The sequence below is a fragment of the Streptomyces sp. 147326 genome (genome assembly GCF_045000215.1).
GTDB lineage: Bacteria > Actinomycetota > Actinomycetes > Streptomycetales > Streptomycetaceae > Streptomyces.
Genome location: NZ_CP134201.1, coordinates 8,803,432 through 8,822,368, shown reverse-complemented (window position 1 = coordinate 8,822,368; position 18,937 = coordinate 8,803,432). Strand labels below are relative to the sequence as shown.

The 18,937-nt window shown below is 71.7% G+C and carries 20 protein-coding genes and 2 pseudogenes; 11 read left to right on the top strand and 11 right to left on the bottom strand.

The window, feature by feature from the left end:
* Positions 1 to 5: 5 nt before the first annotated feature.
* Entirely contained in the window at positions 6 to 647 is a 642-nt protein-coding gene (locus RIU97_RS41035) for a hemerythrin domain-containing protein (RefSeq protein WP_404962599.1), read from the bottom strand.
* 200 nt (positions 648 to 847) lie between these two features.
* Here RIU97_RS41035 and RIU97_RS41030 point away from each other — a divergent pair, with 200 nt between their 5' ends.
* Complete coding sequence (locus RIU97_RS41030) at positions 848 to 1,789, top strand: LysR substrate-binding domain-containing protein (RefSeq protein ID WP_404962598.1); 942 nt, start codon at positions 848 to 850, stop codon at positions 1,787 to 1,789.
* A 212-nt stretch (positions 1,790 to 2,001) separates the two neighbouring features.
* On the opposite strand, the gene RIU97_RS41025 is transcribed toward RIU97_RS41030, so the two are convergent.
* The gene (locus tag RIU97_RS41025) at positions 2,002 to 2,706 is read right to left on the bottom strand and encodes a LysR substrate-binding domain-containing protein (protein WP_404962597.1); all 705 of its coding nucleotides are present in this window, start codon (positions 2,704 to 2,706) and stop codon (positions 2,002 to 2,004) included.
* Positions 2,707 to 2,790: 84 nt separating this feature from the next.
* Positions 2,791 to 2,844 (bottom strand): annotated as a pseudogene (locus tag RIU97_RS41020) (hypothetical protein); the annotation flags it as partial.
* Between the two features lie 32 nt (positions 2,845 to 2,876).
* Here RIU97_RS41020 and RIU97_RS41015 point away from each other — a divergent pair.
* From RIU97_RS41015 to tpg, 4 genes and pseudogenes are all read left to right on the top strand, one after another.
* Entirely contained in the window at positions 2,877 to 3,149 is a 273-nt protein-coding gene (locus tag RIU97_RS41015) for a hypothetical protein (protein ID WP_404962596.1), read from the top strand.
* Positions 3,150 to 3,183: 34 nt separating this feature from the next.
* Positions 3,184 to 3,297: pseudogene (locus RIU97_RS41010) on the top strand (ectoine/hydroxyectoine ABC transporter ATP-binding protein EhuA); the annotation flags it as partial.
* 108 nt (positions 3,298 to 3,405) lie between these two features.
* A complete protein-coding gene (gene tap, locus RIU97_RS41005; protein ID WP_404962595.1) occupies positions 3,406 to 5,478 on the top strand; it encodes a telomere-associated protein Tap in 2,073 nt (690 codons plus the stop codon).
* A 3-nt stretch (positions 5,479 to 5,481) separates the two neighbouring features.
* Positions 5,482 to 6,036, top strand: coding sequence for a telomere-protecting terminal protein Tpg (gene tpg / locus RIU97_RS41000; RefSeq protein WP_404962594.1), 555 nt, complete (start codon positions 5,482 to 5,484; stop codon positions 6,034 to 6,036).
* A gap of 149 nt (positions 6,037 to 6,185) precedes the next feature.
* Here the strand turns inward: tpg and RIU97_RS40995 are convergent, their stop codons facing one another.
* Positions 6,186 to 6,731, bottom strand: coding sequence for a hypothetical protein (locus tag RIU97_RS40995; RefSeq protein WP_404962593.1), 546 nt, complete (start codon positions 6,729 to 6,731; stop codon positions 6,186 to 6,188).
* Positions 6,732 to 7,031: 300 nt separating this feature from the next.
* On the opposite strand from RIU97_RS40995, the gene RIU97_RS40990 reads away from it, so the two are divergent.
* The gene (locus tag RIU97_RS40990) at positions 7,032 to 7,454 is read left to right on the top strand and encodes a hypothetical protein (RefSeq protein ID WP_404962592.1); all 423 of its coding nucleotides are present in this window, start codon (positions 7,032 to 7,034) and stop codon (positions 7,452 to 7,454) included.
* Positions 7,455 to 7,500: 46 nt separating this feature from the next.
* On the opposite strand, the gene RIU97_RS40985 is transcribed toward RIU97_RS40990, so the two are convergent.
* Positions 7,501 to 8,061, bottom strand: coding sequence for a TetR/AcrR family transcriptional regulator (locus RIU97_RS40985; protein WP_404962591.1), 561 nt, complete (start codon positions 8,059 to 8,061; stop codon positions 7,501 to 7,503).
* Between the two features lie 94 nt (positions 8,062 to 8,155).
* Between RIU97_RS40985 and RIU97_RS40980 the strand changes: the two genes are divergently transcribed.
* A complete protein-coding gene (locus RIU97_RS40980; protein ID WP_404962590.1) occupies positions 8,156 to 8,758 on the top strand; it encodes a DUF2867 domain-containing protein in 603 nt (200 codons plus the stop codon).
* Positions 8,759 to 8,788: 30 nt separating this feature from the next.
* Here the strand turns inward: RIU97_RS40980 and RIU97_RS40975 are convergent, their stop codons facing one another.
* Both RIU97_RS40975 and RIU97_RS40970 read right to left on the bottom strand, forming a co-directional pair.
* Positions 8,789 to 9,112, bottom strand: a complete 324-nt coding sequence (locus tag RIU97_RS40975) for a hypothetical protein (RefSeq protein ID WP_404962589.1) — start codon at positions 9,110 to 9,112, stop codon at positions 8,789 to 8,791.
* Positions 9,113 to 9,257: 145 nt separating this feature from the next.
* Positions 9,258 to 11,600: an ADP-ribosyltransferase domain-containing protein gene (locus tag RIU97_RS40970; RefSeq protein ID WP_404962588.1), complete on the bottom strand. Its 2,343-nt coding sequence runs from the start codon at positions 11,598 to 11,600 to the stop codon at positions 9,258 to 9,260.
* Between the two features lie 275 nt (positions 11,601 to 11,875).
* Here RIU97_RS40970 and RIU97_RS40965 point away from each other — a divergent pair, with 275 nt between their 5' ends.
* Both RIU97_RS40965 and RIU97_RS40960 read left to right on the top strand, forming a co-directional pair.
* Complete coding sequence (locus tag RIU97_RS40965; protein WP_404962587.1) at positions 11,876 to 13,366, top strand: MFS transporter; 1,491 nt, start codon at positions 11,876 to 11,878, stop codon at positions 13,364 to 13,366.
* Between the two features lie 210 nt (positions 13,367 to 13,576).
* Positions 13,577 to 13,876, top strand: a complete 300-nt coding sequence (locus RIU97_RS40960) for a hypothetical protein (RefSeq protein WP_404962586.1) — start codon at positions 13,577 to 13,579, stop codon at positions 13,874 to 13,876.
* Positions 13,877 to 13,948: 72 nt separating this feature from the next.
* Here RIU97_RS40960 and RIU97_RS40955 read toward each other — a convergent pair whose 3' ends face one another.
* From RIU97_RS40955 to RIU97_RS40940, 4 genes are all read right to left on the bottom strand, one after another.
* A complete protein-coding gene (locus RIU97_RS40955; RefSeq protein WP_404962585.1) occupies positions 13,949 to 15,403 on the bottom strand; it encodes a serine hydrolase domain-containing protein in 1,455 nt (484 codons plus the stop codon).
* Between the two features lie 116 nt (positions 15,404 to 15,519).
* Positions 15,520 to 15,891 (bottom strand): hypothetical protein, encoded by a 372-nt coding sequence (locus RIU97_RS40950; protein ID WP_404962584.1) that lies wholly within the window; start codon positions 15,889 to 15,891, stop codon positions 15,520 to 15,522.
* Positions 15,892 to 16,171: 280 nt separating this feature from the next.
* Positions 16,172 to 16,777: a hypothetical protein gene (locus RIU97_RS40945; RefSeq protein WP_404962583.1), complete on the bottom strand. Its 606-nt coding sequence runs from the start codon at positions 16,775 to 16,777 to the stop codon at positions 16,172 to 16,174.
* A gap of 379 nt (positions 16,778 to 17,156) precedes the next feature.
* Positions 17,157 to 17,867, bottom strand: coding sequence for a hypothetical protein (locus RIU97_RS40940; protein ID WP_404962582.1), 711 nt, complete (start codon positions 17,865 to 17,867; stop codon positions 17,157 to 17,159).
* Between the two features lie 173 nt (positions 17,868 to 18,040).
* On the opposite strand from RIU97_RS40940, the gene RIU97_RS40935 reads away from it, so the two are divergent.
* Positions 18,041 to 18,376, top strand: coding sequence for a hypothetical protein (locus RIU97_RS40935; protein WP_404962581.1), 336 nt, complete (start codon positions 18,041 to 18,043; stop codon positions 18,374 to 18,376).
* Between the two features lie 113 nt (positions 18,377 to 18,489).
* A complete protein-coding gene (locus tag RIU97_RS40930; RefSeq protein WP_404962580.1) occupies positions 18,490 to 18,927 on the top strand; it encodes a hypothetical protein in 438 nt (145 codons plus the stop codon).
* Positions 18,928 to 18,937 lie beyond the last annotated feature (10 nt).

Sequence of the window (18,937 nt, the reverse complement as noted above, 5' to 3'; positions counted from 1 at the left end):
CTGCGTCAGGCCGTGGTGCCCGGGCTCCAGCGGTCGAGAACGGCGTACGCGGGGATCCACCGGGCGGTGCAGGCGGCGTACGCGGGTGCGGGCAGTCGGGCGAGGAGTCTCTGCGCTGTCGGTTCGTCGGCGCCGTCCAGCAGCCATGGCAGGAGCAGCGGTGCGTCCTGGTCGATGTGCTGGGCCTGGACGCGGCTGAAGTGGTCCCACTGCTCGGCTGTCAGCTCCCGCCGGACGAGCGGGAGCGCCGCTTCCTCCTCGTGTTTGAGGTGGCCGGCCAAGCCGCGGGTCAGTGCGTCGGCGAGCTGGCCCAACCGCAGCGAGCCGGCACCGGGGTCGGTCAGCGCGCCGTCGATGGCCTGGATCACGGGGGTGATGGCGGCGTGTTCGGCCTCCATCACCTCCAGCAGCGCCAGGTCCTTCGGCCGGCCGGCCAGGTTCTGCCGCAGCGACGGCCACAGTGCGTCGTCCTCGGCCGTGTGGTGGGCGTGGAGGGCCTTCTTGAACAGGGTCCATCCGGCAGCGGTGGCCAGCACCTGGCGCGGGTCACGGTCCGCGTCGGTGGTGACCCGGTCCAGATGGGCCAGTTCCCGGCGCAGGGCGTCATGCATCGCGTACGTCACGGTCAGGTCGATGGCGTCGCTCATGGGCAGTTCAGGGACGGGACGGTGTGCTCAGCGGTCACGGCGTCGTTGTGGCTGAGGGCGAGGGGCGCCGGTATCGGGACGAAGGCGCTGGCGCTGGCGGGGCGCCTCATCCCGTCCGGCCGGACGAATGGGAGGTCTTGCGCGCGTGACGGCATGCCTTAAACGATCTTGTGGTTCGTGCGTAAGATCAAGGAACACTTGTGCGCGGTTCGATAACCGCTGGGTTATCGACGAAGGGCCGGGGGCCGGTGGAGCTGCGGGACATCGAGATCTTCCTGGTGCTGGCCGAGGAGCTGCATTTCGGCCGGACCGCGCAGCGGCTGCACATCTCCCAGGCGCGTGTCAGCCAGGCCATCAAGAAGCAGGAGCGGCGCATCGGTGCCGAGTTGTTCGCCCGCACGAGCCGCACGGTGCGCCTGACGGAGGTCGGCCGCCAGTTCCGCGACGATCTGCAACCGGTCTACGCGGGCCTGCACGAATCCCTGGAGCGGGCCCAGTTGGCGGCCCGCGGCATCACCGCACAGCTCCACGTCAGCCTGATGCCCTTCAACGTCGCCGATCTGCACCCCTACTGGAAGGCGTTCCGCGCGCGGTACCCGCACTGGGGGCTCCAGATCCGCCAGGCAACCTTCACCGATGTGTTCGGCCAGCTCCGCAGCGGTGCCATGGACGTCATCGTCGCCTGGCTGCCGGTGGAAGAACCGGACTTCACGGTCGGACCGACCCTGTGCACCGACTCGCGGATCCTCGCGGTGGCGGCCGACCACCGGCTCGCGGAACGGGACTGGGTGCCGCTGGAGCTGCTCGCCGACTTCCCGCACGGCACTGCCCACGGCCTGCCGGACTACTGGGAGGACAGCTACCTGCCCTTCCACACCCCGCGGGGCCGGTCGATCGAGCGCGTGATGTCGGCGGCATCGGACAACGCCGATGAGCTGATCAGCCATGTCGGCATGGGCGAGATCATCCACGCCTTCCCCGGCCATGTCACCAGGTACTGGGGCATGTCGAACATCAGATGGCTTCCCCTCCCCGACATGGCAACCATGCGCTTCGCTCTGGTCTGGCGGACCGAAGCCGAAAACGATCTCATCCGCGCTCTGGCCGACACGGTGCGAGACCTCGGCGTGTTCCGCTTCTGAGAACCTGGACTGCGTACCCGGACGACCCCGCACCACCACCGCGGCGCCCGCCCGGCGGACGCGGGTGCTGGAGGGCCGCGCCCGCGGCGGGCCGCAACGGTCCACTCAGCAGCGCGCCGAAGGATGAACGGGCATGTCGGCCGACGCCAGCGAGCGGATGCCCAGCTGGTGCAGCGCCTTGCTCCGGGCGGGCGGCGAAGGGCCCCACGGGGTCACGTCGCGGCCCAGCGCTGCGTGATCAGGGCGGCCTGTTCCAGCAGGGCCGCGATCAGTTCCTGGGCGGCGCCGGCGGAGGTGGAGCGCAGTAGGGCGACGCTGATCTCGCGGGCGAGGTCGGGTCGGTCCAGGGGGCGTACTACCAGGTCGGGCCGGTGGTGCCCCAGGGCGAGCCGCGGGACGAGGGCCACGCCCGTCCCCGCCGCGACGAGGCCCTGGACCACCGCGTAGTCGTCGGTGCGCATCACGTGCAGGGGCTCGTACCCTTCCTGGCCGCACGCCCATGCGAGCACGCGGTCGCAGGGGTCGTGGGGGTCGGCGGCGCCCACCCACGCGGTGTCCCGTAGTTCGGCGAGGGGGACCCGGTCCAGTGATGCGCAGGGGTGGTCCTGCGGCATGACCAGGAGGAGCGGATCGGCCAGCAGCGGGTGGACCTCGACGTCCTCTTCGAGGTCGAGGCGGTCGCCGGGCTGTGAGAAGACGAGGGCGGCGTCGAGCTCCCTGGCCCGCAACCCGCGCAGCAGCAGCGGGAGTTCGCCTTCGGTGAGCGAGATGTGCACGCCTTGCCGGTGGAGGCGCTTGACCGCGGGCGCCAGCAGCAGGGCGCCCGCCGTGGGGAACGTGCCGATGTGGAGGGTGCGCGTGCCGCGCTCGGCGAGGCTGCGCACCTCCAGTTCGGCCTGGCGCAGGCGCTCGAGCACGGCCTCGGCGTGCGGCAGCAGGGCTTCGCCGAGTTCGGTCAGCGTGGCGCCGCGCGGTCCGCGCTGGACGAGCCGGGCGTCGAAGTGGGCTTCCAGGGCGGCGAGATGGTGGGTGATCGTGGGCTGGCTGTAGTGCAGTGCGCGGCCGGCGGCGGCGAGGGAGCCCTCCTGTGCGATGGAGCGCAGTACCTCCCGGCGCTGCGAAACTCACCGCCCGCGAGGCGTTCCTGAGCCCCGCCCGGGTCGTGGCCGCGGAAGAGGCCGTCGGACGGATCAGTGCGGACACGCTGGCCGCGTACCCGCCGGGCATCCCCAACGTCCTGCCGGGCGAGGTCGTCACCGCCGAGGTCGTCCGGTTCCTCCAGCAGACCGCGGCCTCGCCGAACGGCCACGTCCGTGGCGCGCTCGACCTGGGCGTGACGCGCCTGCGCGTCGTCGCCTGAAGACACCGGGCAGGCCCGGCGTTCCACCCAGCGCGCCAGGGCTGCCGCCCGCGAGCGCGCCGAGCGGCTCCTGGACCGCGTGGGACTGGCCGACAAGGCCGGGAACTACCTCTCCCCCTTCGGCAGCCTTCAGCCGAGCCGGCTGAGCGCCCATCAGAGCTGACCGCCGCGGAGGAGGCACATTCATCCGTAAAGGTTAAATTCGGAGGCAAATTCAAGGCTAAATTCTGCTAGCGTCGGGGGTGGAGGTGGAGTGATGCCGAGTCAGGAAGAGCTGTTCGAGGCGGTGGACGCGCTGCTGGAGGGCGAGCCGGCGTTGCCGCCGCCGGCGGAGCGGGCCCGGCTGCGGGAGGCGGCCGGCGTTTCGCAGGCGAAGCTGGCTCAGGCCCTGAAGTCGACGCCTCAGACGGTGAAGAACTGGGAGAACGGCCGCTCGGAGCCGAGGCCGCCGCGCCTGCAGGCGTACCTGCGGCTGCTGGAGGGCTGGGCCGAGCGGTACCCGGCGGCCGCGCCGGTGCCGGTGCCGCCACCTCAGAACCTCACCGGCACCACCCGGCAGCCGACACCCGCCGCCGCACCCGTGGCGGCCGCCGTCACGGAGCCGGCACCCGCGGCCAGGCCCTCGGCGGCCTCGCGCCGCCCGGCACGGAAGCCCGCCCTCCAGGCGCCCGTCGACCCGAGGTTCCCGCACGGCCCGCTCGCGGTCCTGGACGGCGACGGCACCGCGTACGGCGTGGACGGGATCGTGCTGGACTGCCCGGCCACCACCGTTGCGCAGCTGGTGGAGTGGACGCTGAAGGAGTCCGGGCTCGGCGCCGCACAGCTGAACCGCAACGGGAAGGACTCCGACCCGCTGGTCGTGCTGACCGCGGCCGCCGCCGTGCGGCTGGGGCTGCCGGAGCGGCTGGAGGGCCACGAGCAGCGCCGCTCGCTGCGCCTGGAGGACGACCACCCCGTCGTGAGGCAGCTCGCGAAGGCGAAGTGGAAGCTGACGCAGCGCGGGTTCGGGCCGTGGGCGCGCATCTACCGGCCGGCGCAGGCCGGGCAGCGCCTGTGCGTGCAGCTGGCGGTCCTGTCCTGGGACGCGCTCGATGAGCGGTCCTGGCCCGGCGTCAGCGGGATGGAGCCGGCCGGCATCGCCCGTGTCCTGGGTACGTACGCGGCCCGGGTGCTGACCCCGCGCGGCTCGACCGCCGTCTCCGGGCTGGAGCTGATGACCGCGCTGCGCCCGCCGACCCGCGCCGTGAAGAACGACCGGGGCGTATGGGAGTCCGGCTACAACCCCGGCAGCCTGGGCGCCGAGCCGATGGATCCGGCGCCGCCGGAAGCCACCGCCGAACACCCCGTCGCCCGCGGCTGGCAGGGGGGCTTCCTCGACGAGGAGGCGTACCAGTGGGTCCGTGACGTCGGGCTGCTCACGGATGAGGAGTGCCTGCGGCCGTACGCGGTCGGGCTGGACATCAACACCGCGTTCCTCGCCGCCTCCGCGCGCCTGGTCGTCGGGCTGTCCGGTCCCGACCACTTCCACCGCCCGACGTTCAACAAGAAGATCCCCGGCTCCTGGCTGGTGGACCTGTCGCACATCGAGCTGGACCCGCGTCTGCCGTCGCCGTTCACGCCGTCCGGCCGGCGGCCCGAGGGGCCGGCCTGGTACCAGACGCACACCCTCGCCTACGCCCAGGAACTCGGTTACGACGTCGCCCCGATCGAGGCGTACCTGCGCAGGGAGACCGGCGCCTACCTGGACCCGTGGCACGACCGCCTCAAGAGCGCTTACCTGGACACGCTCGCCGAGCTGGGTGTGACGGCCGAGCTGGACGACCGCCAGTTCCTCGCCGCGATGGAGCAGCACAAGCAGGTGGACCCCGCGATGGCGGCCGTACTCACCGCGATCAAAGCAACCGTCAAAGGCGGTGTCGGCAAGCTCCGCGAGCGCCCCCAGGGACGCCACTACCGTGACGGCGAGCGGTGGCCGGCGCTGGAGCGGCCGACCTGGCGCCCCGACATCCGGGCCGCAGTCATCTCCAAGGCGCGGGTCAACATGCACCGCAAGATGGCCAACGTCGCGAAGGCGACCGGCCAGTACCCGCTCGGCGTGCTCTCCGACTGCGTCGTCTACGCCAGTTCCGGGCCCTCGCCGCTCGGCTTCCTGCCCTACACCACCTCCGGCAAGCCCCTCCCCGGCTCCTTCCGTATCGGGCCCACCCCTGGCGCGGCGAAGGTGGAGGGTGTGCAGGAGATGGCGTGGGCGGTGGACCTGATGGAAAAGGGCCTCAACCCGGCCCGTCACATCAAGGGCGGCGACGCCGTCCTTGACGAAGGGGAGTAGACGGTGGGGGACATCGACGCCGCCCTGGAGCGCGCGGACCGCGAGGCCTTCACCCGCCAGCCGCCCAAGGGCCTCAAGGCCCGCATCAACTTCCTGATGGGCAGGCTGAAGACGACCAAGGCCGTCGCGCAGGAGCTGGGGGTCAGCCAGCGGTCGGTGGAGCGCTACCGCACGGGCGAACGCAAGAGGCCGCCGAAGGAGATCACCGACCGGATCGACACCGCCGTGCGCGCCCGCTGGCAGCCTGTGGTGCGCGGGCGCCGCCGCAAGCAGGCCGCCACCCGCACCGGCATCACCGTGGAGACCCGCGCCCGGTTCGGGTACACCGCGCCCATCGGCACCACCGACGACGGGCGCATGCGGCGCCTCACCGTCCACCTCCCGGCCGCCTACGCCCAACGCCTGTTCGAGGCCCAGCGGCAAGGCGCCGGCGACCGGGAACTGCGCGCGATCGTCGCCGAAGGCCTCCAGAACGTCTACTTCAAGGACGGTGGCACGCGCGCCGACCACCTCGAAGTCGAACTCACCGACATCGACTACATCGACGTCTCCTTCTGACGCACGGGCCGGCCCGATGGCGCCCCACCCCCGGCAGGGCAGGCCGAAGCCCCTGGGCCCGACGGGTCCCAGGGGCTGATCAGCTGCATGTCGGCTTCACCGTGTGAACCGCTGCCGGCACGGGGAGCTACGTCACCCGGGTCTCAGAGTCAGCCGGAAGCGGCCGCGCTGGTTTCCACGGGGGCCTCGCCGGTCTCCGTGGCCGGGGTTTCCGTCGCGGGGGTCTCCGTAGCCGGGGTCTCCGTAGCCGGGGTCTCCGTCGCGGGCGTCTCCGTCGCGGGCGTCTCCGTGGCCGGGGTCTCCGTAGCCGGGGTCTCCGTCTTCGGGGTTTCCGTGGTCGGGGTCTCCGTCTTCGGGGTCTCCGTGGTGGGAGCGGGCTTTTCGGGCTTGTGCTCGCAGTACACCGTGCCCTTGTAGAACTTGCAGCCCGGCATGTTCTTGACGTCCTTGATCTTGCCGTGCTTCTTGCCCTGGTTCTTCTTGCCGTGCTTCTTGCCCTTGTTGCCCCGGTTGTCCTTCTTGCCCTTGCTCCCATGACCGCTCTTCGCATGGTCGGCGACCAGCGTGACCGCCTCGCTGACCTGCGGCTTGGCCGGCGCAGCGAATGCACTGGTGGGCAGCAGCACGCCTCCCCCGACAATCGCGGCCGAGACGGCGAACATCGAGAAACGCTGCTTCCGAGAAGTGCGAGCCATGAGAATTACTCCAGTAAAAGGGGGGGATGGGGGGAAGTTTCGAAGGACGATCCCAGTGGTGAAATGTCTGGTTTGTCCTTCTGCTAAAAGACTGACCTCCGGACTTCACGACACTGTCCGCCGACTGTCACAGGCACGTGACAGGCCCCCTGGCCGGGCGGCGCCACGCTTGCGACCGGGCCGCCTGCGGGGACCGACCCAGCCATCGCACCCGCACCGACCTGGGGCGATGGCGGGACGGGCGATCCGTGCGGCAAGGTTGCGGGGCCGGTGTGACCGTCGCGAAGGGGGCCCCTCCACATGTACGCAGATGACGCCGCCGACCACTGCGGAGGGGACCTGGCCCGGCCGGCGCACGTGCCGGCCGACGCGACCAGGGTGATGTGGGGGGAGGTGCGGGATCCCCGCGGCGCTCCCCATCGCTACGGAGTTCTCACGGCGCTGCTGGCGGCGGGCGTCGACGCAGCCCGGATACAGGTGTTCGAAGACCTGGAGGAGGGCGGCGCCTACTGGGTCGTCACCCTGGACGCCGGGCGCACGGCGATCCTGACCGACGACACCGAGGAACACGTGGGCCACCTGGAGGGGCCGTGGCCGTTCAAGGCCGTGTTCGTCGGGCCGGAAGGCGTCCACATCAAGATCAATTACTCGGTCGACGCGCTCACGGACCGCGTCATCGCGTGGTGCACCGAGGCCGCCGGGCCCCGCCCCGGAGCCGGCTGAGCGCTCGCGCCTCTCCCGGCCCCGCCGCCGCCCCGGGGCCCGGCGGCTACTCCAGCAGCCGCCGGCCGATCAGGTCCATCACTTCCGCGCGGCTGCGTTTGCCGTTGTCGGCGGCGTTGAAGTGGTTGCCGATGCGCACCGAGACGGCGAGCAGGCAGCGGACCTCCACCTCGTCCTCGTCGGGGCAGAAGGAGGAGAACAGGGAGCGCAGGTAGTCCATGCGGCGGTTGTCGACGCGGCGCAGGCGCTCGGCGACGGCCGTGTCGCGGCGGGCCCAGTCGCGGATCGCGATGTCGGCGGTGGTGCCCCGTACCGGCCCGTCGGTGCTGTCGGCGACGATGTCGAACAGTCGCTTCAACCTGGCCTTGGCCTCTCCCCCGCCGCTCTCCACCTGTTCGATGACGCCTTCGGCGACCTCGTACTCCCAGGTGTCGAGCATCTCGGTGAGCAGTGCGTCCCGGTTGCGGAAGTAGCCGTAGAAGCCGCCCTTGCTGACGCCGAGCGCCTGGGCCAGCGCCTCGATCCGCACGGCTTCGGGGCCGCCGGCGACGAGTGCCCGCAGGCCTTCCTCGATCCATTTTTCACGGGGTGTGCGGGTCGCGCCCATCTTGTGTGCCTCCTCACGTCCCGCCGAGTATACGGGGGCGTATAGATGTGCCTACACTCGATCTATACGCCACCGTATAGACAGGGGTCCGGCCATGCGACTTCCCCGAACCGACCACACCGACCGCCCGTGGCGGATCCACGGGATCGCCGACGACTTCACGGTCGAGGACGTGTGGGCGCTGCCCACCCCCGGCGGGCCCGACGACCTCGCGCTGCTGGTGAGCCAGTTCGCCGAGGGCCTCAAGGGCGGGGTGAACGGAGACGGCTTCGTCTCCCGCGTGCTCTTCGCCGTCCGCTGGAAGCTCGGAGCGCTGCTCGGCTGGGACGAGCCGGATTCCGGCACCGGTGTCGGGCGGCCCGGCCTGCGTGACCGGTTGCCGGCGGACCTTCGCGACGGCCCCCGGGGCCCCGACCTCGGCTCGTCCCCGTTCACCTCGCTCTACCAGCGGGAGGACGAATGGGCCGCCGAGATGGCCAACAAGACCGTGCAGGCGGTGATGCACATCGGCTGGGTGCCGGACGGGGCCGGCGGCTACCGCGGCCAGATGGCCGTCCTGGTGAAGCCGAACGGACTGCTCGGCTCCCTCTACATGGCCGCCATCAAGCCCTTCCGGTACCTCGGGGTGTACCCGGCGCTGATCCGCTCCATCGGCCGCGAGTGGGAGGCGAGCGTCGCCCAGCGCAGCGCGGGCTGACCGGAGGCCTCAGGACCGTACCCCGTTCGGTCAGCGGCTCACGGCCTGGTCCACCAGGTACCACAGGACCATCAGGGCCGCCCAGCCCAGGACTCCCAGCGAGCCGAGTGCGATCCCCGTGACGGACGCGATCCGCGCGGACGGTGCGGCCACGCCGCGGCGCAGCGCGCGGATGCCGTACGCGACGGCGGCGATGCCGAGGGGCAGGGCGAGGAGGACGAGGTACGGCAGGGCCGGCAGGGTGCCGAGCGCCAGGAAGGCGCCGGCACCCAGTGCGAGGGATGCCGTGCCGGTCTGGTGTCCGCCTGGCGCATGGTCGAGTTGGTCGGTGACGGTCAGCTGCTCGGTGCTCATGGCGCCCACGGTAGGGCCGGCGCCGGCGCCGCGGTATGGGCGCACCTACTCGCTTGTCCCTGAGTAGCCAGCCCTGTCGCGGCCGCCTCGCGTCGAAGCCTGTGGCCGCGAGAGGCCGGGCCCGTGGCCGCGCCGGGGCGGCGGGTCAGGACACCACGGGGGCGGCGTCGACTTCGGTCAGCTTGACCGTGTAGAGCCCGCTGCGCTCGCTCTTCACGTCCGTCACCTTGAGCTGCGTGCCCGGTGTGAGGATGTACTCCTCCTCGCCGGTGAAGGCGGAGAAGCTCCTGATCCCGACCGCCTGGGCGGGCGTCACCTCGAAGAGCGTCCGCTTGCCGCGGCTGCCCAGGAAGGAGCGGGCCACGTTCAGCTCGGAGGTGCACGAGGAGACGCCCCACCAGGTGACCGTCCGGCCCACCGGGTACTGCGCCCGCAGGTCCAGTGACACACCGCGCCACAGCGGCTTGGTGTGTGCGGGCAGTCCTGAGACCGCAGAGAACAGCAGCCGCAGGTACGGCAGGTAGGGCGTGACCCTGGTGCGGTCCGGGGAGCGGAGGACGGCGTTGATCTCGCGGTAGAAGGCGGACTCGCAGGTGTAGAGGTAGAGCGCGGAGATCGCGTCGGCGGACAGGCCGGTGGACATCTCGTCCGCCCGCCGCTTGCCGAAGTCGCGTGACCGGCCGATGTGTCCGGCGAGCCCGGACAGCGTCGCGGCGACCGGTGCGACGGCGTCCTGGAAATCCATCAGCGGGGTGTCGAACACGCCGGTGATCGCGGGGAGGACCAGGCCCTCGTCCTTGACGCTGGTGAGCCGCTCCAGGTACAGCTGGTGCAGGTTCATGGTCGACTCGATGAAGGCGCCCATGCGTGCCGCGACACCCCCGTCCGCACCGGCCGCGCCCTGGTTCCACCCCTTGCTCGGCAGCCAGTCGATCGCGTCGGCGCCCAGCGACGCGAGAGCCTCGTTCACCATGGCGAAGTGGTCGCCCTCGCAGAAGATGTCGCCCTGCGCCGCCGGGTTCGCGTGGTCGATGTGCCGGACCTCGACGTCCGGGTACTTCTCCTGGAGTCGCAGGACGACCCGCTTCAGGCTGCGGGCGTGCGCCCCCCACCAGGCGAACACGATCCCGCGGTCCTCCTCGTCGGCGTCCTGCTTGGCCTTGAGGATCTCCTCGACGATCCGTTCGGCGACGGGCCGCCAGAACGCCGTGTGCCGGTCGGCGCCCATCGCCGCGTCGCCGCTGGCGGTGAGTGAGGCGTTCAGCAGCAGCACGCCCTGCGTGAGCATCGCCTGGAACCACTCCGGCGGCTGGACGGTGTCCCGCTCCTTCAACAAGGCGCGAACGTCGGCGATGGGTGTCTTCTTGGCGATGCCGTACTTCCACATCGCCGCCGCCTTGATGATGCAGCGGATGCTGACGACCCTGCCGAACTGGCTGTCCTTCCAGTCGCTGAAGGTGTTGTCGAACATGGCTATGCCGGTCGCGCTCTCCGGCCGCGGGTAGGGGTTCTGGCCGAAGGCGACGACCTTCCACTTGTGCGGCGGGTTGGGCTTGAGGGCCTGGAAGGTCAGTTCACGCACCGGGACGACCTCGGGGCTGCGGCCCTTCCCGATGAAGTGGGCGGCGTCCGGCAGCGCCTCGATGACCGGCTTCAGGAGCGGAAGCCAGGGCTCGCCGCCGCCGTTGAAGAGTTCGGTGAGGGCCAGGGGGTCGTGCGCGTCGGTCATGGGGGAAGAGCTCTCGATCGTCGTGGCCGGGGGATGGACGTGGCCGGCAGGCTGGCCGGCGGGGTGGCCGGCAGACTGGCCGGCGGGGACGGGCCCGGCGGCCTTCGGCGGCACGATGCGTACGCGCTCCTCGGCGGGGGCGTTCTCGATGCCGTTCAGCTGCGTGATGATCGTGGCGCGCAACTCGTCGTCGTCCTCGAACCAGTGGTCGTGGAAGAGCGTGTAGCCGGTCCACATGAGGTTGGCGCACACCCTGGCCGGGACCCGGCCGGTCTGCGCACCCATCCCGACCAGCGCCACGGAGCGGATGCTGCCCGGCGCCTGCCGGTTCTGGCGGTGAACGGCCTGGAACGCGGCGGCGCAGGCCAGCGCCACGTTCAGCGTGGCACTCACGTTCTGCGAGGACTGCACCATGGTCGGCGTCGATATCAGGTACCGGGGGGTGGCTGCCCCCGACGGGACGCAGACCGCGCTGCCCACCGGGAGGGCTCCGGCGAACCGGTCGCGGATCGCGCGCCGCACACGCAGCTGGATGCCGGATCCGAGGTGACGCTTGATGGCGGCGTCGGCCCCGCCGTCCATCCGGCCCCGGGAGTTCGTCGGGGTGACCCAGGCGTCGACGTCCTCTTCGAGGATCGAGCCCCTGCGGATCTCGATGCCGGGGGTGTCCGCGAACGCCGCCCGCCACGCCTCCACCACGCGCTCGTTCACGTCCGTCAGCACCACCCTCAGCGTGGGCTGAACACTGCTCTCGGTCATCGTCCTCCTGTCGGGAAACGGCCCTTGCAACACCTCGAACGTAACCGCCGCCACTGACAACGGCGCTCCGGTGAGGGGCTGGTGAGCGGCCGTCACACCTGGGGAAACGCCTGGCGGGCCGGTCTGCGGCCGCCGTCGGGCGTACGGCAGTGCCTGGTGTGCCGCGGCGGACCGGACCTCGCGGGCGGCCGTCTGCGATCGCGGCCGCATGGCCGACCGGTTCGCGGGAACCCGGCAGGGCGGGGGGGCGATCGAGAAGGAGGGAAGAGGGAACCATGGCATCCGACTCGTCGCCGGTGCCCGTACCGGCCACCACGAGCACCGTCACCACGGCCGTGCCGGCCCGCCTCGACCGCCTGCCGTGGTCCCGGTGGCACTGGATGATCGTGATCGGCCTCGGCACCGTCTGGATCCTCGACGGACTCGAGGTCACCATCGTCGGCAACGTCGCCGGCCGCCTCGCCGAGGAAGGCAGCGGCCTCGACATCACCGCCGCCCAGGTCACCGGCGTCGCCGCCGCCCTCTACGTGGCGGGTGCCTGCTGCGGGGCGCTCTTCTTCGGATGGCTGACGGACCGCTACGGCCGCAAAAGGCTCTTCATGGTCACCCTGGCCGTCTACCTGGGCGCGACCGCGATGACCGCGCTCTCGTTCGAGTCCTGGTGGTTCTTCCTCTTCCGCTTCCTCACCGGCTTCGGCATCGGCGGCGAGTACGCGGCCATCAACTCGGCGATCGACGAGCTGATCCCGTCCCTCTACCGGGGCCGGGTCGACCTCATCATCAACGGCAGCTACTGGCTGGGCGCGATCGGCGGCGCCCTGCTGTCCGTCGTGATGCTGGACACCGACGTCTTCCCCAAGAACCTCGGCTGGCGGCTCAGTTTCGCCCTCGGCGTCGTCCTCGGCCTGGTCATCCTGCTCGTACGCCGGCACGTTCCGGAGAGCCCGCGCTGGCAGTTCATCCACGGCAAGGCGCAGGACGCGGAGGAACTGGTGTCGTCCGTGGAGCACGGGATCGAGCAGGAGAAGGGCGAACGCCTCCCTGCGCCGGCCGGTGAGATCACCATCCACCAGCGCAAGAGCATCGGCTTCGGCCTGATCGCCAGGACGGTCTTCGGCCGCTACCCGCGCCGCGCATTCCTCGGCCTGTCGCTCTTCATCGGCCAGGCGTTCCTCTACAACGCCGTCACCTTCGGCTTCGGCACCATCCTCACGACGTTCTTCGACGTGCCGACGGGCAGCACCGGCTACTACTTCGCCGTCATCGCCGCGGGCAACTTCCTCGGACCCCTGCTGCTCGGCAAGCTGTTCGACACGCTCGGACGCCGGATCATGATCTCCTCCACCTACCTGCTCTCGGGCGTGCTCCTGTTCGGCACGGCATGGCTGTTCGACCGGGGCTCCCTCACGGCGACGACCATGACGGCCTGCTGGTGCGTGGTGCTGTTCTTCGCGTCGGCGGGCGCCTCCAGCGCGTACCTGACCGTCTCGGAGGTCTTTCCCATGGAGACCCGCGCCATGGCCATCGCCTTCTTCTACGCCCTCGGCACGGCGGCCGGAGGCATCAGCGGGCCGCTGATCTTCGCCGACCTCACCGAGTCGGGCGTGGTCGGCGACACGGCGCTCGCCTTCCGGATCGGCGCCGCGCTGATGTGCGCCGCTGGCCTCGTGGCGGTCTTCCTGGCGGTCAAGGCCGAGCGCCGTTCGCTGGAGGACATCGCCGAGCCGCTGTCGGTGGCGAAGCCGGCTGCGGCCGGCTCGCAGTGAGCGCGTCCTTCGCCGCCCCGCAGGGCCTGCCTGGTGCGGCTGAGCGTTTCCTGGGGGCGGCCAGGACCGGGCAGGGCGCCGTCCCGGCCGGCGGCGGTCGCGGCCCGGCCAGGTCAGACCGCTGCGGCCGGACGATCCTGCGGCCCTGAGGGGCGCGGGAGGGCCGGCGCGTTCACACTGGCAGGGCGACGAGTACAGCAGGGAGGCCGGATGAGCTGGGCATCATGGACCACGCGCGGGGTCTTCGCCGGCCGGGGCGGAGTGCAGACCGACGAGAAGGGCCACGTCCTCACCGGTGAGCTCGACATTCACACCACCTGGACCGAGGTCGACGGTCTGGCGCACGTCACGGTGCAGTACAGCGGGGCGTCCGACTGGCTCCCCCTCGTCGGAAGCCCCGTCCCGTGCCCCAGCGAGGAGGCGAGCCGCGCCCTGCACGACGCGGTCATCCACTCCATACGCATCGGAGCGGTCCTCCCCCTGAGCACCGCCCGTCCCTGGGCCGCATGAGCCCCCGGCCCGTGCCCCGTGAGCTGAGGAAGCCGGGGAAGCCGCCCCGGCTCCGGCCGGGGCGGCCGGGTTCTACGCGGTCCTGGGGCCGCAGCGCATGCCGATGTAGACGCAGCCCGTGCCGTCGGGCAGCGTGGAGAAGACCACGGGCGTGTAGTCCTCGCTGAATGCCGCGCCCACCCCCGTACCGGCGAAGACCGTCTCCGTCACCGGCAGCAGATCGATCCGAAGGGGTTCGGAGAAGCCCTTCATGCCGTCGACGAATTCGTACAGCGCGTGGCCCGCCCCGTCCCGCTCGGTCACGGTGATGACCACGCCCTCGCGCCGGTACGTGCCGACCAGCGGTGCGAAGTCGACCGCGGGCGGCCGGGCCGGCGGGGCGAAGGGCTCCGGCATGGTCACCCCGGCGAGTTCGGCGAGGAGCTCGCGGTAGAGCGCCGCGTACACCTCCCGTGCGCCACCGCCGTTGGTGAGCAGCGCGACCGCGACGCCCGCCGACGGCACCACGCGCAGGTAGCCGTACTGCCCGATGGAGGCGCCGTCGTGCCCGTAGCCCTGGACGCCGTTCCATTCGTACAGGGTCCAGCCCAGGCCCCAGCCGTCCGAGCTGACCGTCCACTTGTCGGGACAGTCCACCTCCCGGCGCTGCATCAGCGCGACCGTCTCCTCGCAGAGCACGCGCGTGCCGTCCTCGGCCACGCCGCCGGCCAGGTGCATCCGCGCGAGCCGGGCGAGGTCTCCGGCGGTGGCGATGACCCTGCCGTAGGGGCCCGCCGAGCGCGGCATCATGTCCCATTGCGGGGCCGGGTCCGGGTTCTGGCCCGGCTCGCCCAGGTGCCCCATCGCCGCGCGGAACCGCAGCGCCTCCTCGGGCAGCGTCATGGTGTGGGTGAGGCCGAGCGGGGTCAGGAGCAGGTCCTTGAGCGCCCGGTCCCAGACCTTGCCGGTCACCACCTCGATGATCCGGCCGAGCACGTTGTAGCCGACGCTGCTGTAGGAGATCACGGTGCCGGGCGGGCAGTCGAGCGCCACGCCCTTCGCGGCCTCGACGTACTTGGCGAGGCAGTCGTCACCGCGGCCGCTGTCGTGGGTGAAGTCGCAGGTGAGACCGCCGGTGTGGCTGAGCAGCCGGCGTGCGGTGATCGCCCTGGCCGCTTCGGGGTCGGCGACCGAGAACTCCGGCAGTAGGTCCACGACCGGGGCGTCCAGGTCCAGTTCGCCTGATTCGGCGAGTTGCATGATCAGGGTGGCGGTGTAGATCTTGGCTATCGAGCCCATCTGGAAGACCGAGTCGGTCGTCGCCTCCACGCCCGTTCCGCGGTGCAGGACGCCGGTGGCCAGTTCGTGGACGGTCCCGTCGACGAGAAGCGCGAGAGACGCGCCCGGGACGTGGTGCGCGGCGCACAGTGCGTCGAGGCGGGCCTGCCAGTGGGCGAGGTCCGGATTCCGGCCCGCGGAATCCCGCGACCCCCACGCGCCCGCGGCGTCCCCGTCGCCCCGCTCGTCCCGGTTCACGTTCTTCGGCATGTCTGCTCCCACCCGATGCGTACGACATTCCCTCACTGCGAACACTGTACGCATCAAGGATCGTCGTACGCAAGACGCGTACGGCGTGCGCTCCGTGGGGGGAGCTGCGGGGGCCGTCAGTTCTGCGGGGGTCCTGCGAGGGAGCGCAGGCGGCGTCGTTCGAGAGCGGCGGCGAGGGAGTAGGCGCCGCCGCCTGCGACGGCGAGGACCCAGTGGAGCTCCGGTGCGGTGGCCGCGCGCTGGGCCCGCAGCGCGGCGGTGGCGGCCAGGATGATGCCGGTCGCGACCCCGGTCCCGAGGAGCGTCATGGGCAGCCAGCCGGGGAGGCCGAGCAGCGGGGTCTCGCCGTGGGAGGCCGCGGCGGCGCCGTGGCCCAGGACGTAGGCGAGTCCGAAGCCGGCGTAGGCCGCACGGTTGTCGACCTCGCCCGACCGACGGGCCGCAGGGGCGCCGGCGCCGGCCGGCGGGAGGGTGGCGGTACTGGTCACGGTGGAATCTCCGGGGTGAGGAGCGGATGTGCGTGCAGGCTCGGGACGGGGCCGCGCGAAGGGGTGGGAGACGGCGGACGGTTGAGCGCGGGCGGGTGCCCGCGAGGCGGCCGCCGCCTTGTCCTTCGCGCGTCCGGTGTTCCATGGCGCACGGCCTCATGCCGGGCGGTATCCACCTTCCGTCCCCAGCGAAGGCGATGGCTGTCCGGTCCTGTCCGCACCCGTCCACCCGTCCACCCGGCGACAGGGCACGGGCACTTCAGGGAGGGGCTTCCTCCCGTCAGGGGCGCAAGCCCGCTCGCCTGAGTGCGGTCTCGGACAACGCGGCGATGACCTGCTGGTCGCCGCGGCGCCAGGCGTCCGCGAGGCCGCCCGGCGGGGTGGAGATCGCGGAGAGGTCGCCCGGCGGTCCGGTGAGGGCGCGCAGGGCGAGGAGGTCGGCGCCTCCGGGTGCGCCGAGAAGGCGCCGGATGGTGGCGCTGCGACGGATCCAGCGCAGGCGCAGGGGGAGCCACAGCAGCAGTACGAAGGCCACGGGGAGGACGATCAGGGCGACCGCGGCCAGGGTGGCCACCTGGCTGACGGTGTCCTGCAGCGACTGTCCTGCTTCGGCGAGCCCGGTGCCGGCGTCGGCCGCGGACTGGAACGGCTTCTTCAGGAGGTCGCCGACGAGCGGCACGTCCGAGGCTGTGTCGCCGGCGTCGTGGAGGGCGGTGGCGAGGCTTTCGCCCGAGCTCTCCACCTTGCGTCCCGGCTCGGCCAGCAGCATGATCGCGCCGTGCACGGCCAGGGCGAACTTCACCGCGGCGGCGATCAGGACCACGGCGATCACGTCCGCGAGGATCTGGCGGTTCCGCCGTGCTGGGGTCTGGGCGTAGAGAAGCATCGGCTGCTCCTGTTCCGGTCATGGCATCGAGGAGGGCCGGCCCCGGCCGGAGGTGTGCGGTGCTGGCGGCAAGGCCAGGCCGGTTGCTCGACCGTACGCCGGAACCGGCCCTTCCCCTGGTGTCCGTGGGCACACGTCTGCGACACGGTGCCGGGTTGGCGCAGCGCCGCCGGCCGCCGGCTGCCGGCCGCCAGGTGGAGGACGAGCAGGGCGCCGCCGACGGAGCGTTCGGGGCGGCCGGACCACCGCTCCCCCGGTTCCGCACCGTCCGTGACGACGTGCCAAGGGCCGCGGCGACCGGGCGCGCATGATCGGCGGTCAGCTCACTGCGCGGATCCGGCGCCGCCCGGCGGGCCGGCGCGCCCTCGCGCCCCGGCCGTCAGGGAAAGTCCGGGCACTCTGCGACGGAGCCCTGCGAGACGGGCTGCCACACGCCGTGGTTCTCACGTGCGCTCAGGCGGTCCGCCTCCCGGGCGCACTCGGTCAGCTGGGCGGTGGTCAGGGGGACGGCGGCCGTGAACACCCGCCCGACGTGGCGGCAGAGTTGCACGGGGCGGAAGTCCGGTGAGTACGGCTCGCCGACGACGGCGAACAGATCGGGCAGTCGCCAGCCCAGCGGGCCGGCTACCGCACAGAGCCGGTATCGCCGGTGCCGGGTCGGCTGCCAGTCCGACACCATGCCGAACAGCGTGCTGCGGGACAGTCCCGCGAAAGGGAGCTCGTTGACGCCGAAGCCGCGGTTGCGGAGCAGCCCGTTGAACACGGCGCCGGAACCGCTCTCCGCGGGCGTGAGGTACGGCAAGGCCGGTTGCACGAAGGGTCCCGGGGCGTCGAGGTGCGCCAGCGAGCGGACGAAGTCCTCCAGCGAGGCCAGTTGCGCGTGGTCGCAGTGGCTGACGCGGTAGGCGAACTCCTTCGTGATCGTGGCGTCGCGCTTCGGGGGAAGGAGTTCCGCCGGCACCGGGTGGCCCGCTATGACGAGCAGGTCGGCGTGCGGTATCTCGAGTTCGGCGGCGAGTTCGGCGAGCGCCTCGGGGGCGGTATCGGTGTCGCTCGCGGCGAGGCTGCTGAGGAGATCGGCTCGTTCCATCCGAGGACGGTAGCGGTGGGGTGAGAGGGCGGATGCCCGAGGTGACGATCACTCAGTGCCCCTTTTTGAACGGGCAGGTCGGAGCGCGTCCGTGTCTGGCAAGATCAGCTTGTGGCTCGGCATCCGGTGACCTTCGGCCCGGCTGTTCCATCCGCACCGTGAGGAGACGTACCGTGCCGTTGACGAGCCGCCGCTCCCTTGCGTCAGCCCTGGGCGTTCTGGCTGCCGCGCTGTTGGCTTTCACCGGTCTGTGTTTCTGCCAGGGCAGGACGCCGGGCCTCCTCCCGGAAAGCAGTTGGGGAGCCTGGAGACACGAAGGTCTCGCCGGCTGGTCGACGCACGTCAGGGTCAACACCTGGTCGCATGCCGCCCAAGCCCGAGTCAACTGGGGCAAGGCCGAAGAGATCGAACTCAACGCGTACGGCAGGGCGGCCCGCGGTACCACCGCCACGCACCGCACCGTCTTCACCCTCACTCCCGACGGGAAGCTCACCGCGAAGCAGCCGTGAACCGGATCGGGCCGGCCGGCAGCGCCGGGATCGGCCACGGCATCGTCCGGGCAGCAAGGCGGTCGCCGGAGGCGGCACCGCGCGGGCGGTACGGCGCCGGGGATCATTGATCCGTGACTGCCTTTCATTGCGCCGTGTGCGGTGCCCGGCTTTCCGCTGCGGTGTGCGAGGTGCCCGCGCCCGGGGAGGGTGAGGCGTGGACCCCGCTCGACTCTCCCGTGGATCCCTGCCCGCCCAGGATGGCGGCCGGCACCTTCGCCCGCGATCCGGAGCCGGGCCGGATCGCCTGGGGTTCCCCGCCCAAGGGCTTCGGAAGGTCTGGGGCGGGGCACGGGCCCGGGGTGGACCTGGTGTTGTGCCCGGCCGACCTGGTGGGTACGGAGAGGATTGCGGGCCGCTGGATCGGCTGCTGCGGGCCGGGCGGGCACGACGGGCCGAACCTGGCCTGCGCGGGGTGCGGGGCGAAGGTCGGGGTGTGGATCGGCGACTGCTACACCTGGCTGGAGGTCGTGCTCGACGGGCGCCTGGTCACCCGTTCCCCGGCGGGATGATCTGCCTTCC

Excerpts from the sequence above, each read along its gene's own strand:
- RIU97_RS41035 (WP_404962599.1), bottom strand. The coding sequence starts at position 647 with ATGAGCGACGCCATCGACCTGACCGTGACGTACGCGATGCATGACGCC.
- tap (WP_404962595.1), top strand. The coding sequence starts at position 3,406 with ATGCCGAGTCAGGAAGAGCTGTTCGAGGCGGTGGACGCGCTGCTGGAG.
- RIU97_RS40995 (WP_404962593.1), bottom strand. The coding sequence starts at position 6,731 with ATGGCTCGCACTTCTCGGAAGCAGCGTTTCTCGATGTTCGCCGTCTCG.
- RIU97_RS40990 (WP_404962592.1), top strand. The coding sequence starts at position 7,032 with ATGTACGCAGATGACGCCGCCGACCACTGCGGAGGGGACCTGGCCCGG.
- RIU97_RS40985 (WP_404962591.1), bottom strand. The coding sequence starts at position 8,061 with ATGGGCGCGACCCGCACACCCCGTGAAAAATGGATCGAGGAAGGCCTG.
- RIU97_RS40980 (WP_404962590.1), top strand. The coding sequence starts at position 8,156 with ATGCGACTTCCCCGAACCGACCACACCGACCGCCCGTGGCGGATCCAC.
- RIU97_RS40975 (WP_404962589.1), bottom strand. The coding sequence starts at position 9,112 with ATGAGCACCGAGCAGCTGACCGTCACCGACCAACTCGACCATGCGCCA.
- RIU97_RS40970 (WP_404962588.1), bottom strand. The coding sequence starts at position 11,600 with ATGACCGAGAGCAGTGTTCAGCCCACGCTGAGGGTGGTGCTGACGGAC.
- RIU97_RS40965 (WP_404962587.1), top strand. The coding sequence starts at position 11,876 with ATGGCATCCGACTCGTCGCCGGTGCCCGTACCGGCCACCACGAGCACC.
- RIU97_RS40960 (WP_404962586.1), top strand. The coding sequence starts at position 13,577 with ATGAGCTGGGCATCATGGACCACGCGCGGGGTCTTCGCCGGCCGGGGC.
- RIU97_RS40955 (WP_404962585.1), bottom strand. The coding sequence starts at position 15,403 with ATGCCGAAGAACGTGAACCGGGACGAGCGGGGCGACGGGGACGCCGCG.
- RIU97_RS40945 (WP_404962583.1), bottom strand. The coding sequence starts at position 16,777 with ATGCTTCTCTACGCCCAGACCCCAGCACGGCGGAACCGCCAGATCCTC.
- RIU97_RS40940 (WP_404962582.1), bottom strand. The coding sequence starts at position 17,867 with ATGGAACGAGCCGATCTCCTCAGCAGCCTCGCCGCGAGCGACACCGAT.